This window comes from Burkholderia sp. AU6039, from assembly GCF_002223365.1.
Taxonomy (GTDB): domain Bacteria; phylum Pseudomonadota; class Gammaproteobacteria; order Burkholderiales; family Burkholderiaceae; genus Burkholderia.
In genome coordinates, this window is sequence record NZ_NKFK01000005.1 from 2,711,974 (window position 1) to 2,728,003 (window position 16,030).

Here is a 16,030-nt window from a genome sequence, read left to right on the forward strand (position 1 = left end):
AAAACCGCTGGATGACTACAATCAATCCCCCGAGCGACGGCGCTCATCGCGTGCCGGCGAGCCGCCGGCACGCACGGGCCGCGGTCAGATCGCCGTCACCGTCGGCGCGACGGCGGCCGGATCGGTAAGGCTGGGCTTGCCGGTTTCCACGTGCCCCGCAATGCGTCGCGTCCAGCCGGCATTCCCCGCCACCGCGAACTGCAGGTCGTACCAGTGGCTGCTGCACGACAGATCCCAGCGCGCCTCGATGCGCTGCCCCGCCGGCACCGTCAGCGTGCGCGCGGCGCTACCGTACGCGACATCGGTCACCGTGACCGTGAGCGCGCCGGTACCCGCGTTGGCGATCGTCACGTACACGTCGCCATTGGCCGTGTCGTAGCACGGCGTGATTTCAGGCTTCGCGCCGGCATCCGCCGCGGCCGAACCCGCGAAGCGCCGGAAATAGCCGTTCGGCCCCCACACGCTCACCAGGTAGTTGCCGTTCGCGTCGAGCGCCCACGTATCGGTCAGCTGCTTGCCCGCTTCGACCGTATAGCGGCGCGGCATCGCGGTCGCGTCACCCGTATAGACCCAGAAGTGCGCGCCTTGCGTGCCGGTATTCGCGAACGTCAGCGCGTAGCCCTGCGCCTGGAGCTGGCCGGTCACATGCAATTCGTACGGCAGCGCGCGCGCCGGCCGCGTGCCGGGTTCCTGCGCGGTCACGACCTGTTGCACGGTGCTGGCCGGCGCGGTCTGCGACGACGCGCGCGAGCACTGCAGGTCCGCCTGCGCGACATACGCCTGCGTGCTCGGCAGGGTCGGCAGCGTGGCATCCGATTTCGAGAAGTCGAGCGCCGACGTCAGGTCGCCGCAGATCGCGCGGCGCCACGGCGAGATATTCGTTTCCATCACGCCGAAGCGCTTCTCGATGAATTGCAGCACCGACGTGTGATCGAAGACCTGCGAGCAGACGAAGCCGCCCTTCGACCACGGCGAGACCACGAACATCGGCACGCGCGGCCCGAGGCCATACGGCAGGTTGTCGGCCGTGTACGTGCCGGTTTGGGTCGAGGTCACGACGTTGTGCCGCTCGAGCGAAACGTCCACGGTGCTCATCCCGGAGCCCGGCAGCGTCGGTGCCGACGGCGGCACGACGTGATCGAAGAAGCCGTCGTTCTCGTCGTACATGATGAGCAGGACGGTCTTGCTCCACACGTCCGGATTGGACGTCAGCGCATCGAGAATCGTCGACAGGTAGTACGCGCCGTAGAGCGGCGTGAACTTCGGATGTTCCGAATACGCGGCGGGCGGCAGCAGCCACGACACCTGCGGCAGCGCGTTCGCCTGTACGTCGGCCTTCAGCTGCGTGATCGGCCGCGTGCTCATCCCGCGCGTCTGCAGCGACGAACCGGCCGGCGCATTCACGAAGTTGTTGAAGCACGCGAGCATGTTCGTGCCGTAGTTGCCGGTGAAGTTGTCGAACCCGGTGCCCTGCTGATAGATCTGCCACGAGATGCCGGCCTTTTCGAGCCGTTCCGGGTAGGTCGTCCAGTTGAAAGGCGGCAGCTTGATCTTGTCGAACTGGTTGTCGATGTAATCGGTGTTGTCGAGCAGCGGGCCGCCGCCCGTGCCGAGCGGGTCGACCATGCCCGTCATCAGGTACATGCGGTTCGGGTGCGTGTTGCCGGGGATCGAGCAGAAGTAGTTGTCGCACACGGTGAACGCATCCGCGAGCGCGTAATGGAACGGGATGTCGTCGCGGACGTGATAGCCCATCGTCATGTTCGACTTCTGCACCGCCCACTGGTCCGCGCGACCGTTGTCGATCGCGCCGTGCGTCGTCGCCCACGTATGCGGCAGGCCGCCGATGCACTGCGCGTTGACGCCCGGGTTGGTCGTGTCGTAGCGGAACGGCGCGATCACGCTCGACGTGTCTTCCTGACGCGGCTGGAACCACACCGGCTTGCCGTTCGGCAGCGTGACCGGGAAGCGGTCGTTGTAGCCGCGCACGCCGCTCAGGTGACCGAGGTAGTGGTCGAACGAACGGTTTTCCTGCATGAACACGACGATGTGCTGGACATCCTGGATCGTGCCCGTCACGGTGTTCGGCTCGATCGCGAGCGCCTTGCGGATCGATTCGGGCAGCAGTGCGGTGGCGGCGGTCGCACCGGCGAGGCCGGCGGAGAACTTCAGAAAGTCGCGTCGCGAATGGGTGGCCATGCTGGTTGCTCTTGATTGGATTTCTGGTGGAAACGGCCGGGATCAGGAAGCGGGCGAGGAGGCAGGCGCGGTGAAACCGGGCGGGCAGTGCATCTGCGCGGTGGCGACCACGCCGCCGCCACAGGCGGCCTTCTGCTGCGCGACGGGTGCGGCGGGTGCGGTCACGTCGTCGTTGCAGGCGCCGAGGAGTGCGGTCAGCGCGATCAGGCCAGCGACCGCGACGGGCCGTAGGGCCGAGTTTCGCATAACGTCTCTCCGTGGATGTGATGACGTGACCCAGGCGCGGATACGCTCCGGTCATATCGACGGCGAGATGCTAATTTCGACGTGTTACACGATGGTGTCGAGTGGCGGGAGGATCGACGTGCGCGCAGCGCGCGCCATGCGGGGATACGGAAGGGAGGATGACAATCGCAAGGTTATCGAAATATCTTCGTTAGCCAAGCGTTTTTTCGAGCGGTTACATCGTCCACCGGCCGGTTTCAATCGCGGTCTCCATCATCTTGATCGTGAGCGGACGCTCCAGTATTTTGTCCCTGGCGTCGGCGCTGAATGGCGACCTGAATACCGTCAGCAAGAATCGGCCCAGCCCCAGTTTCCGGGAAGGGTAATAATAATCAACGTCGAAATCGGAAATATCGACACCAAACGTTTCCGAAAATCTCCGCATCAATCTCAACATGGCCCTGTCGGAAATTTCAAGGTCGATGCAAAGATCCGTGTCCTCGGTAATCTCGAGCTCGCCCCATAGTGGCGAATCGGCCTCATCCCGCACCAGCTCTATCAGACGACCGTCCATTAAAAGCGATCCTCCTGCTTGACCAAGCCATTGTACGTGACTGTAGAGCGGTACATGATGACTGATATATCGATAGCGGTAATGATCCAACCGACCACCGGTACAGCCCGCCCGACAAAGGCGCCGAGCTCCCGGGTAAATTTGATCTTGAGCAGCAGGAGACTCTTGAATGACGTTACCGTTGGCAGAATTTTGTACTTGAGTTCATAGGGCAACACCTTTCTCGATACCCTGGACGCGATCGAGGTTCCCTTGACTGCTCCGCCGAATTTCCCTCTGGTCGGCATGAACCTTTGACCTAATAAAATCATTGCGATCCCGACAGCATCGTCGATACCCAATTCATCACAGGCCACGTCGATAACAATCAGGCAGAAAAGTTCTGGCGGAGTAAGGTCGATGTGAATTCCGTATTTATACTTGTTCGCCATCTCAGTCTTTCTCTCGGCTACATTGCGCAGGACACCGGGCCGCACATCCCGGCGATTACGCTAACGCAACCATGTCGCGCACCGGCAGGAACGCGGGACTGTTTCTCCAATCGAGCCTGTTTTTCTGGACACACCGGAAAGCAGTCGCGATCGCGCGCGGCCTTTCTCCACAAGAGGAAGCAGTCAGTTCGTTTTGGCGAGGAAGTCCGGACGGGGCCGGTTTCGATCTTTGAACAACTGTTGCAACGGACAAACCGGTGCAAGGCAGCGCGACAGCGCACGTCGAGCGGCCGGTCGCCGACGAGAATCCCGGGATTATTCAAGAATCCTGAAGCTGCGACACGCAAATTATTCTTTTTTGTCTACGCGCGACGACAGCGACGATCACAACACAGAAATGCGATGTCGTCCTGATGCAGGACATCAGGTATTCGCAGCCGGATGGTGTCGGAGACGATCGGATAATACGGGGCACGTGGTCCGTGCGTGAGAGCCGGAAACGGCTCTCACGCATATGCAACGCTCAGCCTTCCGCCATCATCAGCAACTGCGCGCCATCCGACACCTGGTCGCCGACGCCGTACAGCACTTCCGCGACCACGCCCGCGCTCGGCGCGCCGATCGTGTGCTCCATCTTCATCGCCTCCATCACGATCAGCGGCGTGCCGGCTTCGACCTTCTGGCCGGGCTCGACCAGCACCGCGATCACCTTGCCCGGCATCGGCGCGGTCAGGCGGCCACCGCCCTGCTCCGCGTCACCCGCATGCGCGAGCAGGTTGCGCCATTCGAACGTCTCCGCCGTGCCCTGCGTGAACACGTGGAAGTGGTCGCCGTCCGCATACACGCGGCCGCTGCTGCGCACGCCGCCGAGCGTCACGTCGAAATCGAGCGGCGTGGCGCCACGCGTCCACGCGAACGGTTGCGCGGCGGCGGCGCCGATCGCGAGGCGCGTACCCGCGCCGTCGTCCTCGTACGTCACCGTCACGTCCGCTTCGCGCTCGGCCGCGTGCCATTCGAGCGTGCGGCGATAGCCGCCGTTCAACCGCCAGTCCGGCAGCGCGCCCCACGGCGACGAACCCCGCGCAGTCGCGCCGCGTTCGCGTGCGAGCAGCGCCGCGCACGCGAGCGCCAGCATCGCGCGCGGCGGCTCCTGCGGCGCGAACAGCGCGTCGTGGTTGCGCTCGATCAGGCCCGTGTCGAGATCGGCCGTCGCGAACGGTGCGCACGCAACGATTCGCTGCAGGAACGCGGCGTTCGTGTGCAGGCCGACCACTTCACAGGCACGCAGTGCGCGCAGCATCAGGCTCAGCGCTTCCGCACGGTCCGCGCCATGAACGATCAGCTTCGCGATCATCGGATCGTAGAACGGCGTGATCGCATCGCCTTCGCGCACGCCGCTGTCGACGCGCACCGACGCACCGATCGCGAACTCCACGCCGGCCGGCAGCCGCAGGTGCTTCAGCGTGCCCGTCGACGGCAGGAAGCCGCGCGCCGGGTTTTCCGCATAGAGACGCGCCTCGAGCGCATGACCCTGCACGCGCAGTTCGTCCTGCTTCAGCGGCAGCGGCTCGCCGGAGGCGACGCGCAATTGCCACTCGACGAGATCGAGCCCCGTGACCATCTCGGTGACCGGATGCTCGACCTGCAGGCGCGTGTTCATTTCCATGAAGTAGAACGCTTCGCCCGTCATGATGAATTCGACGGTGCCCGCGCCGACGTAATTCACCGCACGCGCGGCCGCGACGGCCGCCTCACCCATCGCCTGGCGCACGTCGTCGTGCAAACCGGGCGCCGGCGCTTCCTCGAGCACCTTCTGGTGACGGCGCTGCACCGAACAGTCGCGGTCGAACAGGTACACGGTGTTGCCGTGCGTGTCGCCGAACACCTGCACCTCGACGTGGCGCGGGCGCGTCAGGTACTTCTCGATCAGCACGCGATCGTTGCCGAAGCTGCTCGCGGCTTCACGCTGGCACGACGCGAGCGCCGCCGGGAAATCGTCGGAGCGCTCGACCACGCGCATTCCCTTGCCGCCGCCGCCCGCGCTGGCCTTCAGCAGCACCGGATAGCCGATCGCGTCGGCTTCGCGATGCAGGTTGGACGCGTCCTGGTCGTCGCCGTGATAGCCGGGCACGAGCGGCACGGCCGCCGCGTGCATCAGCGCCTTCGCGGCCGCCTTCGACCCCATCGCCGCGATCGCGTCGACCGGCGGCCCGATGAAGACGATGCCGGCCGCTTCGCACGCATGCGCGAAATCTTCGTTCTCCGACAGAAAGCCGTAGCCGGGGTGGATCGCCTGCGCGCCGGTGGCGCGCGCGGCTTCGATGATGCGCTCGATGCGCAGGTAGCTGTCCGCGGCGGCCGAGCCGCCGATGTGCACGGCTTCGTCGCATGCGGCCACGTGTTTCGCGTTCGCGTCCGCGTCGGAATAGACGGCGACGCTCGCGATCCCGAGACGTTTGCACGTCGCGGCGACGCGGCACGCGATTTCGCCGCGGTTGGCGATCAGAATCTTGTCGAACATGGCTTCGGTGTCGTCCGGAAAGAGGGGGTCACGCGCGCTGCGCGATCATTCACGCCACGACGGCGTGCGCTTTTCGAGGAAGGACGCAATCCCTTCGCGCGCTTCCGCGCCGGCGCGGGTGCGCGCGATCCAGTCGGCGGTCTGCTCGATCAGCGTCGCGTCGAGCGGCCGGCCGGCGACATCGGCGACGAGCCGCTTGCACGCCTTCACCGCGTCGGGGCCGTTCGCGACCAGCGTCGCGGCCAGCTTCGCGACCGTGTCGTCGAGCGCGTCGGCCGGCACCGCGTCGTGAATGAAGCCAAGCGACGCCGCGCGCGTGCTGTCGAACACCTCGGCCGTCGTGAAGTAGCGGCGCGCCGCGCGCTCGCCCATCGCGCGCACCACGTACGGCGCGATCGTCGCGGGGATCAGCCCGAGCCGCGCTTCCGACAGGCAGAACTTCACGCCGTCGGCGGCGATCGCGATGTCGGCCGCCGCCACCAGGCCCACGCCGCCCGCATATGCGTCGCCATGCACGCGTGCGATCACCGGCTTGCCGCAGCGATGGATCGCCTCGAGCATCCGCGCGAGCTTGCGCGCATCGGCACGGTTCTCGTCGTCCGAGTAGCCGGCCATCTTCTTCATCCAGTTCAGGTCGGCGCCCGCGCAGAACGCCGCGCCTTCCGCGGCGAGCACGATCGCGCGCACGCCTTCGTGCGCGTCGAGCCATTCGAACGCGGTGGTCAGCTCGGCGATCGTCGTCTCGTTGAACGCATTGCGCACGTCGGGACGCGCGAGCGTGACGGTCGCCACGCGGCCGGCTTCGCTTACCTTGATCGTTTCGTATCGCATCGTTCAGCCCTCCCGGCCGTTACATGCGGAACACGCCGAAGCGTGTGTCCTCGATCGGCGCGTTCATCGACGCGGCGAGGCCAAGCCCCAGCACGTCACGCGTCTGCGCGGGGTCGATCACGCCGTCGTCCCACAGCCGCGCGCTCGCGTAATACGGATGGCCCTGGCGCTCGTACTGATCGCGGATCGGCTGCTTGAACGCATCCTCTTCCTCGGCCGACCACGAACCGCCCTTCGCCTCGATGCCGTCGCGGCGCACCGTCGCGAGCACCGACGCGGCCTGCTCGCCGCCCATCACCGAAATGCGCGCGTTCGGCCACATCCACAGGAAGCGCGGGCCGAATGCGCGACCGCACATCCCGTAGTTGCCGGCGCCGAACGAGCCGCCGATGATCACCGTGAACTTCGGCACCTTCGCGTTCGACACGGCCGTCACCATCTTCGCGCCGTGCCGCGCGATGCCTTCGTTCTCGTACTTGCGCCCGACCATGAAGCCCGTGATGTTCTGCAGGAACACGAGCGGAATCTTGCGCTGGCAGCACAGCTCGATGAAATGCGCGCCCTTCACCGCCGATTCGGAGAACAGGATGCCGTTGTTCGCGACGATCCCGACCGGGTGGCCCCAGATGTGCGCGAAGCCCGTGACGAGCGTCGTGCCGTAGCGCGCCTTGAATTCGTCGAACTCGGAATCGTCGACGATGCGCGCGATCACCTCGCGCACGTCGAACGGCTTGCGCGTATCGACCGGAATCACGCCGTACAGGCTCTTCGCGTCGTAGCGCGGCGGCTTCGGCTCGCGCAACGCGACCGGCGACGCGATCTTCGGCGCGAGGTGACCGACGATGTTGCGTGCGATCGACAGCGCATGCGCGTCGTTCTGCGCGAGATGGTCGGCCACGCCCGACAGGCGCGTATGCACGTCGCCGCCGCCGAGATCCTCGGCGCTCACTTCCTCGCCGGTCGCGGCCTTCACGAGCGGCGGCCCGCCGAGGAAAATCGTGCCCTGCTCCTTCACGATGATCGACTCGTCGCTCATCGCCGGCACGTATGCGCCGCCCGCCGTGCATGACCCCATCACGACGGCGATCTGCGCAATTCCCGCCGCCGACATCGTCGCCTGGTTGAAGAAGATGCGGCCGAAGTGGTCGCGATCGGGAAACACGTCGTCCTGGTTCGGCAGGTTCGCGCCGCCCGAATCGACGAGATACACGCACGGCAGCCGGTTTTCCGCGGCAATTTCCTGCGCGCGCACGTGCTTCTTCACGGTGACCGGGTAATACGTGCCGCCCTTGACCGTCGCGTCGTTGCACACGATCACGCATTCGCGGCCCGCGATGCGGCCGATCCCGGTGATGACGCCCGCGCCCGGCGCGTCGTCGTTGTACATGCCGTTCGCCGCGAGCTGCGAGAACTCGAGGAACGGCGCGCCCGGGTCGAGCAGTTGCGCGATGCGGTCGCGCGGCAGCAGCTTGCCGCGCGACAGGTGCTTGTCGCGCGCGGCCTGGCCGCCGCCCTGCGCGAGCTGTTCGATCTTCGCGCGCAGGTCGGCGACGACCGCCTCGAGCGCGGCGGCATTCGCGCGGAAGTCTTCCGAGCGCGGATTCAGTTTCGATTCGATGATCGGCATCGACGGGGCTCCGTTCGCGTGACGTGGGGCGTTACATCGTTTCCGCGAACAGCTCGCGGCCGATCAGCATCCGGCGGATCTCGCTCGTGCCGGCGCCGATCTCGTACAGCTTCGCATCGCGCCACAGGCGCCCGACCGGGTATTCGTTGATGTAGCCGTTGCCGCCGAGGATCTGGATCGCCTCGCCGGCCATCCACGTCGCCTTCTCGGCCGTGTAGAGAATCACGCCCGCGCAGTCCTTGCGCACCTGGCGGATGTGATCGCTGCCGGCCGAGTCGAGGTGGCGGCCGACCGCGTACAGGTACGCGCGGCATGCCTGGAACGTGGTGTACATGTCGGCGATCTTGCCCTGGATCAGCTGGAATTCGCCGATCGCCTGGCCGAACTGCTTGCGGTCGTGGATATACGGCACCACCGCGTCGAGGCACGCGGCCATGATGCCCGTCGGGCCGCCCGACAGCACCGCGCGTTCGTAGTCGAGGCCGCTCATCAGCACCTTCACGCCGCCGTTGAGCTGGCCGAGGATGTTTTCCTCCGGCACTTCGACGTCCTGGAACACCAGCTCACCCGTGTGCGAGCCGCGCATGCCGAGCTTGTCGAGCTTCTGCGCGACCGAGAAGCCCTTCATCCCCTTCTCGACGATGAACGCGGTCATGCCGCGCGGGCCGGCTTCGAGGTCGGTCTTCGCGTAGACCACCAGCGTGTCGCAATCCGGGCCGTTGGTGATCCACATCTTCGTGCCGTTCAGCACGTAGCGATCGCCGCGCTTGTCCGCGCGCAGCTTCATGCTGACGACGTCGGAGCCGGCATTCGGCTCGCTCATCGCGAGTGCGCCGATGTGTTCGCCCGACACGAGCTTCGGCAGGTATTTCTGTTTCTGCGCGTCGGTGCCGTTGCGGTGGATCTGGTTCACGCACAGGTTCGAGTGCGCGCCGTACGACAGGCCGATCGACGCCGATGCGCGCGAGATCTCTTCCATCGCGACCATGTGCGCGGTGTAGCCCATGTTCGCGCCGCCGTATTCCTCGGCCACCGTCATGCCGAGCACGCCGAGATCGCCGAACTTCTTCCACAGATCCATCGGAAACTGGTCGGTGCGGTCGACCTCCGCCGCGCGCGGCGCGATTTCCTTCGCCGCGAACGTCGCGACGGCGTCGCGCAGCATCTCGATGTCTTCACCGAGCATGAATTGCACACCGGGCAGGTTGATCATGTCTCCTCCGTCTCCAGAAAGTGTGGGGCACTCACCGATTTCTGAGTTTCGCTCAAATCGAATGAATACCTAGATTCATTGACCGATACAGCGTAAATTTGGCACAGTTTCGCGCCTCGTCGGGTTCGGCGTCAATAGTTTTTTGAGTGACACTCAGATATCATGCCGAGATGACAGCCGCTACCGCCGACACCATGACCGCCACCGTCAAAGCCGACCGCGCCGACACGCCGCGCGCGCCCGCCGGGCGCAAATCCCAGCAACGCGTGCAGGACATTCTGCGCGCCGGCCGGGAAGTGTTCGCCGAAAAAGGTTACGAGCATGCGACGGCCGCCGAGATCGCGCAGCGCGTGGGGGTATCGGAAGCGACGGTGTTCAGCTATTTCCGCGGCAAGCGCGAGCTGTGCGCGCGTGTCATCGCGGATTGGTACGACGAAAACATCGCCGCGTTCGAGGAAGGGATGCCGCAGGACGCGTCGGTCCGGCAGCAGTTCGCCTTCATCGTGCGCACCCATCTGCGGCTGATGCTGGTGAACGGCACGGGCCTGTGCGCGCTCGTGCTGTCGGAAGGCCGTGCGAAGCAGCACGCGCTGAGCGACGAGCTCACCGCGCTGCAGCGCCGCTACACCGCGCCGCTGATGGACGTGCTCGCACGCGGCCAGGCGGCCGGGCAGGTGCGCACCGACCTGCCGCTGAGTCTGCTGCGCTCGATGGTGTTCGGGCCGATCGAGCACGTGCTGTGGGACGCGATCCTCGGGCACCGCAAGCTCGATACGGAAACGACGGCCACGCAGCTCGTCGACATGCTGTGGGCGGCCGTGCAGCCGCCGGCGCCGGAACAGGCGGCGCTCGTGCGCTTCAGGAACGAAGTGGCGGAAGCCGTGCGGCGGCTGGAAGGCGACAGCACGCGCGGGTGACGCACGGCGGGCAGCGCGCCCGCCGCTTCCCCGCCGCTGCTGGGCGTCGAGGGCGTTACGACTCGTCGCCAACGCGCAGCGGCGCGCGGCTCTGCTCGTTGTTCAAATGGACGAACTTGCGCAACAGGCGCACCAGTTCCTGCGAATCGTCCTCCCCCATCCCGTCGAACAGGCCGGCGCGCAATTCCTTCACCGACGGAATCAGGTGCGTAAGCAGTTCGACGCCCGCCGGTGTCAGCAGCAAGCGGCGCTGACGCCGCGGCAGCACTTCGCGCACGATCAATCCTTTCGCTTCGAGCCGGACCGCGAGATCCGCGGTCGTCGACGTGTCGAGCGCGACCCGCTGCGCGAGTGTCACCTGATCGAGCCCCGGGCACTCGTACAGCATCCGCAGGACCGCGTACTGCACCGGCGTCACGTCCCGGCCCAGCTTCTCGTAGAACATCGCAACCGCGATCTGGTGTGCGCGCCGGATCAGGTGCCCGGGTTCGTCGTACAGATCGAGCGGGAAAACCGGCAGGTCGGCGGGATTCGTTTTTTCCATGAATGAGTCGATGACATAAACGGCGCATGCCGGTTGCACGCGCCGACGGCATGGCGCTGCCTCGCGCCATTTCCCGGGAAAACCAGTATACCGCCCGCCTTGCTCCAGCCAATCTCGATGAGTACACTGAATCTCATTCAGTACACGGAATGAAGAGATGCCGCGTACCGGCGGCATCGACCTGAAGGAGACGACGAACGTGTTTCTCAAGAATGCTTGGTACGTGGCGTGCACGCCCGATGAAATCGACGGCAAGCCGCTGGGCCGCCAGATCTGCAACGAGTCGATGGTGTTTTATCGCGCGGCGGAGGGCCAGGTCGCGGCGCTCGAGGACTTCTGCCCGCACCGCGGTGCACCGCTGTCGCTGGGATTCGTGCGCGACGGCGTACTCGTGTGCGGCTATCACGGGCTGGAAATGGGCTGCAACGGCAAGGCGGCCGGCATGCCGGGCCAGCGTGTCGGCGGCTTCCCGCCGATTCGCAGCTTCCCGGTGATCGAGCGATATGGATTCATCTGGGTCTGGCCGGGCGATGCGTCGGCAGCCGATCCCGCGAAACTGCCCGTGCTGGCGTGGGCCGAGGATCCGGCCTGGGCCCATGGCGGCGGCCTGTACCACATCCGCTGCGACTACCGGCTGATGATCGACAACCTGATGGATCTCACGCACGAAACCTACGTGCATGCGTCGAGCATCGGCCAGAAGGAAATCGACGAAGCGCCGCCGAAGACCACCAGCCACGGCGACGAAGTCGTCACGAGCCGCTTCATGGAGAACGTGATGCCGCCGCCGTTCTGGCAGATGGCATTGCGCGGCAACGGGTTGGCCGACGACGTGCCGGTGGACCGCTGGCAGATCTGCCGCTTCGCCCCGCCGAGCCACGTGATGATCGAAGTGGGTGTCGCGCATGCTGGCCACGGCGGCTACGACGCGCCGGCCGACCTGAAGGCGTCGTCGATCGTCGTCGATTTCATCACGCCCGAGACGGACACCTCGATCTGGTATTTCTGGGGAATGGCGCGCAACTTCCGGCCCGACGATCACGCACTGACCGCCGAGATCCGCGCAGGCCAGGGCAAGATCTTCGCCGAGGATCTCGAGATGCTCGAGCGCCAGCAGCTCAACCTGGAGAAGTGGCCCGATCGCAAGCTGCTCAAGCTCAACATCGACGCCGGCGGCGTGCTGTCGCGCAAGGTGATCGAGCGGCTGCTCGCCGACGAGCAGGCGTCGAGCCCGTCGCGGCCCGTGATTCCGGTCGCGCAGGTCAGGGAGGCGTCATGAGCGCCGCGACGCTGACGGTCCGCGTGGCCCGCAAGTGGCAGGAAGCACGCGACATCTGCGGCTTCGAATTCGTCAGCGATGACGGCTCGCCGCTGCCGCGCTTCGACGCCGGCGCCCATATCGACGTGCATCTGCCGGGCGGCCTCGTGCGCCAGTATTCGCTGTGCAACCACCCGGAGCACGGCGATCGCTATCAGATCGCCGTGCTGCGCGATGCCGACGGTCGCGGCGGGTCGCGCACCATTCATGATGCAGTCCGGCAAGGCGATACCGTGCGGATCGGCGTGCCGCGCAATCAGTTTCCGCTCGCCCCCGACGCGCCGCACCACCTGCTGCTGGCAGGCGGGATCGGCGTCACGCCGATCCTCAGCATGGCGGAACGGTTGTTCTCGTCCGGTGTCGCGTTCGACATGCATTACTGCGCGCGCTCGGCCGACCGCATGGCCTTCGTCGAGCGGATCAACGCGGCCGGATTCCGTGATCGCGCCCGCTTCCACGTCGACGACGGCGCGCCCGAGCAACGCTTCGACCTGGCCGCCGTGCTCGCCGCGGCGCCCGAAGGTACGCACCTGTACGTATGCGGGCCGCGCGGCTTCATGGATGCGGTGTTGAACGCCGCGCGCGAGCGCGGCTGGGCGGAAGCGCGACTGCACTACGAGTTCTTCGGCGGCGCGGTGGCGGCGTCCGGCGCGGATCGCGCGTTCCAGGTCCGGATCGCGAGCAGCGGCCAGGTGATCGACGTGCCGGCCGAATGCACGGTCATCGCGGCGCTCGCGGCAAACGGCGTCGACGTGCTGACGTCGTGCGAGCAAGGCGTCTGCGGCACATGCCTGACACGCGTGCTGCAAGGCGAGCCCGATCACCGCGATGCGTATCTGACCGACGAGGAAAAAGCCGCCGGCGACCAGTTCATGCCCTGCTGCTCGCGAGCGCGAACCGACCTGCTGGTACTCGACCTGTAGACGGACACGCCCGACTCGAGGCGGCCCACCACCACAATGGAGACGATCAATGGCGCAACCTGCCCGGCCATCAATCAATACTGCTAAATTCCCGGTCGACCGATGGTGGGTCGCCGCACTGTCATCCGAACTGACGGACAAGCCCATCGCCCGCACGCTGCTCGGCCATCCGGTCGTCCTGTTCCGGCTGCCGTCCGGTGAAGTCGGTGCGCTGGAGGATCGCTGCTGCCACAAGTCGTTGCCGCTGTCGTGCGGCTCGCTCGAAGCGCGCGGCCTGCGCTGCGGCTATCACGGCCTGTTGTTCGACCGCGGCGGCGCATGCGTGGAGATTCCCGGGCAGGACCGGATACCGGCCAAGGCGTGCGTGTCGGCGTATCTGGTGCAGGAGCAGGACGCGATCGTGTGGATCTGGATCGGCGCCGACGCGCACGCCCAACCGACCTGCGCGCCGCCGCGCTACACATTCCATACGGATCCGCAATACCGGTTCGGCGGCGGCCAGTACCATTACGACGCGCCGTATCAACTGATTCATGACAACCTGATGGACCTGAGCCACCTCGGCTATGTCCATCTGAAAACGATCGGCGGCAACGCGCCGCTGCATATGGGCGCGGAAACCCGCGTCAGCAGCGACGGCGACACGGTGACGCTGGTGCGCCGGATGCCGGATTCCGTCCCGCCGCCGACCTACACCGCCGCATGGCCGTTCGCGGCCCGCGTCGATCGCTGGCAGGAAATCGAGTTCCACGTGTCGCACATCCGGATCTGGACCGGCGCGATCGACGCCGGCACCGGCGACCTGCACGATCCGGCACGCGGCGGCCTTCACATGCGCGGCTTCCACGGTATCACGCCCGAGACGGAAACGACGACGCACTACTTCTGGACCGTCGCGACCAATCCGCAGCACGACGTCGAGCGCATCGCGCAAACGGTCATCGAGCAATCCGCGGCGACGTTCGACGAGGACAAGGCCGTGATCGAAGCGCAATACCGGAATCAGCTGCGCTTTCCGGACGGTCGACAGCTCGACATTCACGTCGACGCGGGCCCCAATCGTGCGCGGCGCGTGATCGAGCGGCTGCTGCTGCAACCCGAACCCGCGTAAGCATCTTGCCGGCGCACTAGCGGCGCCTGCCGGCAGCAGCGGGGGTTCCCGGGGGATGCCCGTCAACCCCACGCGTTCGCTTTCGTCCCATTCGCTACCCGGCTTCAATGCCATTCCATTTGATTAGTCATACTATTTTATGAAGGGTCTTTGACGTGAGCGCAAATATCCGCAATACGATCGACGAATCCCCGATGAGCGCGTTCCAGACGATGGCGGTCACGGCCTGCGTCGTGCTGAACATGCTCGATGGCTTCGATGTGCTGGCCGTCGCGTTTGCCGCACCGCACCTGGCGGCCGAATGGAAACTGAGCGGCAAGGAAATCGGCCTGCTGCTGAGTGCCGGGCTGGCCGGCATGGGCATCGGCTCGGTGCTGATCGCGCCGCTGGCCGACCGCGTCGGCCGCCGCCGCATCATCCTGCTCTGCCTCGCCGTGATCTCGACCGGGATGCTCGCCTGCGCGGCCACGCACAGCACGCTGCAACTCGCCGTCGCGCGTGCGTACACGGGGCTCGGCATCGGCGGCATGCTGGCGAGCCTGACCGTGATCAGCGGCGAGTACGCATCGAACAAATGGCGCAGCGCCGCGATCGGCATGCAGTCGACCGGCTACGCAATCGGCGCCACCGCCGGCGGCGTCATCGCCGGTTACTTGCTGTCGACGTGGGGATGGCGCAGCGTGTTCGCGTTCGGCGGCATCCTGACCTTGCTGGCGATCCCGATGGTGCTCGCGCTGCTGCCGGAATCGCTCGATTTCCTGCTGGCGAGGCGTCCGGACCACGCGCTGCAGAAAATCAACCGCATCCTCGCGAGAATGAAGCGCGCACCGATCGACGCGCTGCCGCCCGCGGCCTCGTCGATCGACACCGCAAGCCCCGCGTCGAGCTGGACGGCCGTGCTGCGCGCACCGCTCGCGCGCCGCACGATCGCGTTGTGGATCGCGTTCTTCCTCGTGATGGGCAGCTTCTATTTCGTCGTGAGCTGGACGCCGAAGCTGCTGGTCCAGGCCGGGCTGTCGGCATCGCAGGGCGTCACCGGCGGCGTCCTGCTCAACCTTGGCGGCATTGCGGGCGCCTCGCTCTTCAGCCTGCTGTCGACGCGTTTCGGCCTGCGCAACCTGTTGGGCGCGACCCTGCTGCTCGGCGGCGCGCTGATGGTCGTGTTCGGCGCGAACACGGGCTCGCTCGGCATCGGGATGACCGTCGCGGTGTTCCTCGGCGCGGTGATCAATGCGTGCGTGGCCGGCATGTATGCGCTGTCGCCGACGCCGTACCCCGCCGAAATCCGCACGACCGGCATCGGCCTCGCGGTCGGCATCGGCCGCCTCGGCGCGATCCTGTCGCCGATGACGGTCGGTGCGCTGCTGGACGACGGCTGGTCCGTGCCCCATCTCTATCTCGCGTTCCTCGTGCCGATGGCCGGCGCGGCAATCGCCGTCGTCATGGTGGGCTCCCGGGCCGCGGCGCCGCGCCGGCAACGCGACCCGGCGATGTCGTAACACGCGGCGCCAGCCGTCTTGCCGATACCTGTCGGCATCCCGGATTCGTCCGGGTCACTATAAAAATCGATAAGTATTTCTACATACTGTTTGGAGA

Annotated in this window: 14 protein-coding genes; 5 read left to right on the forward strand and 9 right to left on the reverse strand. The window is 66.1% G+C overall.

Features of this window, described 5'->3' with window-relative positions; genetic code table 11:
• Positions 1–84 precede the first annotated feature (84 nt).
• The 8 genes from CFB39_RS29895 to CFB39_RS29930 all read right to left on the reverse strand — a co-directional run bounded on the left by CFB39_RS29895 (position 85) and on the right by CFB39_RS29930 (position 9,621).
• A complete protein-coding gene (locus CFB39_RS29895) occupies positions 85–2,199 on the reverse strand; it encodes a phosphocholine-specific phospholipase C (protein ID WP_089475536.1) in 2,115 nt (704 codons plus the stop codon).
• Positions 2,200–2,241: 42 nt separating this feature from the next.
• On the reverse strand, positions 2,242–2,445 hold the full coding sequence (locus CFB39_RS29900; RefSeq protein ID WP_089475537.1) for a hypothetical protein: 204 nt from the start codon (positions 2,443–2,445) through the stop codon (positions 2,242–2,244).
• A gap of 214 nt (positions 2,446–2,659) precedes the next feature.
• Positions 2,660–2,998 (reverse strand): DUF1493 family protein, encoded by a 339-nt coding sequence (locus CFB39_RS29905; RefSeq protein ID WP_089433189.1) that lies wholly within the window; start codon positions 2,996–2,998, stop codon positions 2,660–2,662.
• Positions 2,998–3,429: an STM2901 family protein gene (locus tag CFB39_RS29910; RefSeq protein WP_089475538.1), complete on the reverse strand. Its 432-nt coding sequence runs from the start codon at positions 3,427–3,429 to the stop codon at positions 2,998–3,000. The genes CFB39_RS29905 and CFB39_RS29910 overlap by 1 nt, the downstream gene beginning before the upstream one ends.
• A gap of 523 nt (positions 3,430–3,952) precedes the next feature.
• A complete protein-coding gene (locus CFB39_RS29915) occupies positions 3,953–5,950 on the reverse strand; it encodes an acetyl/propionyl/methylcrotonyl-CoA carboxylase subunit alpha (protein WP_089475539.1) in 1,998 nt (665 codons plus the stop codon).
• Between the two features lie 45 nt (positions 5,951–5,995).
• Positions 5,996–6,781, reverse strand: a complete 786-nt coding sequence (locus CFB39_RS29920) for an enoyl-CoA hydratase/isomerase family protein (protein ID WP_089426733.1) — start codon at positions 6,779–6,781, stop codon at positions 5,996–5,998.
• A gap of 19 nt (positions 6,782–6,800) precedes the next feature.
• On the reverse strand, positions 6,801–8,408 hold the full coding sequence (locus tag CFB39_RS29925) for a carboxyl transferase domain-containing protein (RefSeq protein ID WP_089426732.1): 1,608 nt from the start codon (positions 8,406–8,408) through the stop codon (positions 6,801–6,803).
• Positions 8,409–8,439: 31 nt separating this feature from the next.
• Positions 8,440–9,621 (reverse strand): isovaleryl-CoA dehydrogenase, encoded by a 1,182-nt coding sequence (locus tag CFB39_RS29930; RefSeq protein ID WP_089475540.1) that lies wholly within the window; start codon positions 9,619–9,621, stop codon positions 8,440–8,442.
• A 170-nt stretch (positions 9,622–9,791) separates the two neighbouring features.
• On the opposite strand from CFB39_RS29930, the gene CFB39_RS29935 reads away from it, so the two are divergent.
• Entirely contained in the window at positions 9,792–10,538 is a 747-nt protein-coding gene (locus tag CFB39_RS29935; RefSeq protein ID WP_089475541.1) for a TetR/AcrR family transcriptional regulator, read from the forward strand.
• A gap of 55 nt (positions 10,539–10,593) precedes the next feature.
• On the opposite strand, the gene CFB39_RS29940 is transcribed toward CFB39_RS29935, so the two are convergent.
• On the reverse strand, positions 10,594–11,082 hold the full coding sequence (locus CFB39_RS29940; protein ID WP_089426730.1) for a MarR family winged helix-turn-helix transcriptional regulator: 489 nt from the start codon (positions 11,080–11,082) through the stop codon (positions 10,594–10,596).
• 199 nt (positions 11,083–11,281) lie between these two features.
• Between CFB39_RS29940 and CFB39_RS29945 the strand changes: the two genes are divergently transcribed.
• The 4 genes from CFB39_RS29945 to CFB39_RS29960 all read left to right on the forward strand — a co-directional run bounded on the left by CFB39_RS29945 (position 11,282) and on the right by CFB39_RS29960 (position 15,933).
• A complete protein-coding gene (locus tag CFB39_RS29945; protein WP_089475708.1) occupies positions 11,282–12,361 on the forward strand; it encodes an aromatic ring-hydroxylating dioxygenase subunit alpha in 1,080 nt (359 codons plus the stop codon).
• A complete protein-coding gene (locus tag CFB39_RS29950; protein WP_089475542.1) occupies positions 12,358–13,323 on the forward strand; it encodes a PDR/VanB family oxidoreductase in 966 nt (321 codons plus the stop codon). The genes CFB39_RS29945 and CFB39_RS29950 overlap by 4 nt, the downstream gene beginning before the upstream one ends.
• 49 nt (positions 13,324–13,372) lie before the next feature.
• Positions 13,373–14,434, forward strand: coding sequence for an aromatic ring-hydroxylating dioxygenase subunit alpha (locus CFB39_RS29955; protein ID WP_089475543.1), 1,062 nt, complete (start codon positions 13,373–13,375; stop codon positions 14,432–14,434).
• 155 nt (positions 14,435–14,589) lie between these two features.
• Complete coding sequence (locus CFB39_RS29960) at positions 14,590–15,933, forward strand: MFS transporter (protein ID WP_089475544.1); 1,344 nt, start codon at positions 14,590–14,592, stop codon at positions 15,931–15,933.
• Positions 15,934–16,030: the final 97 nt, after the last annotated feature.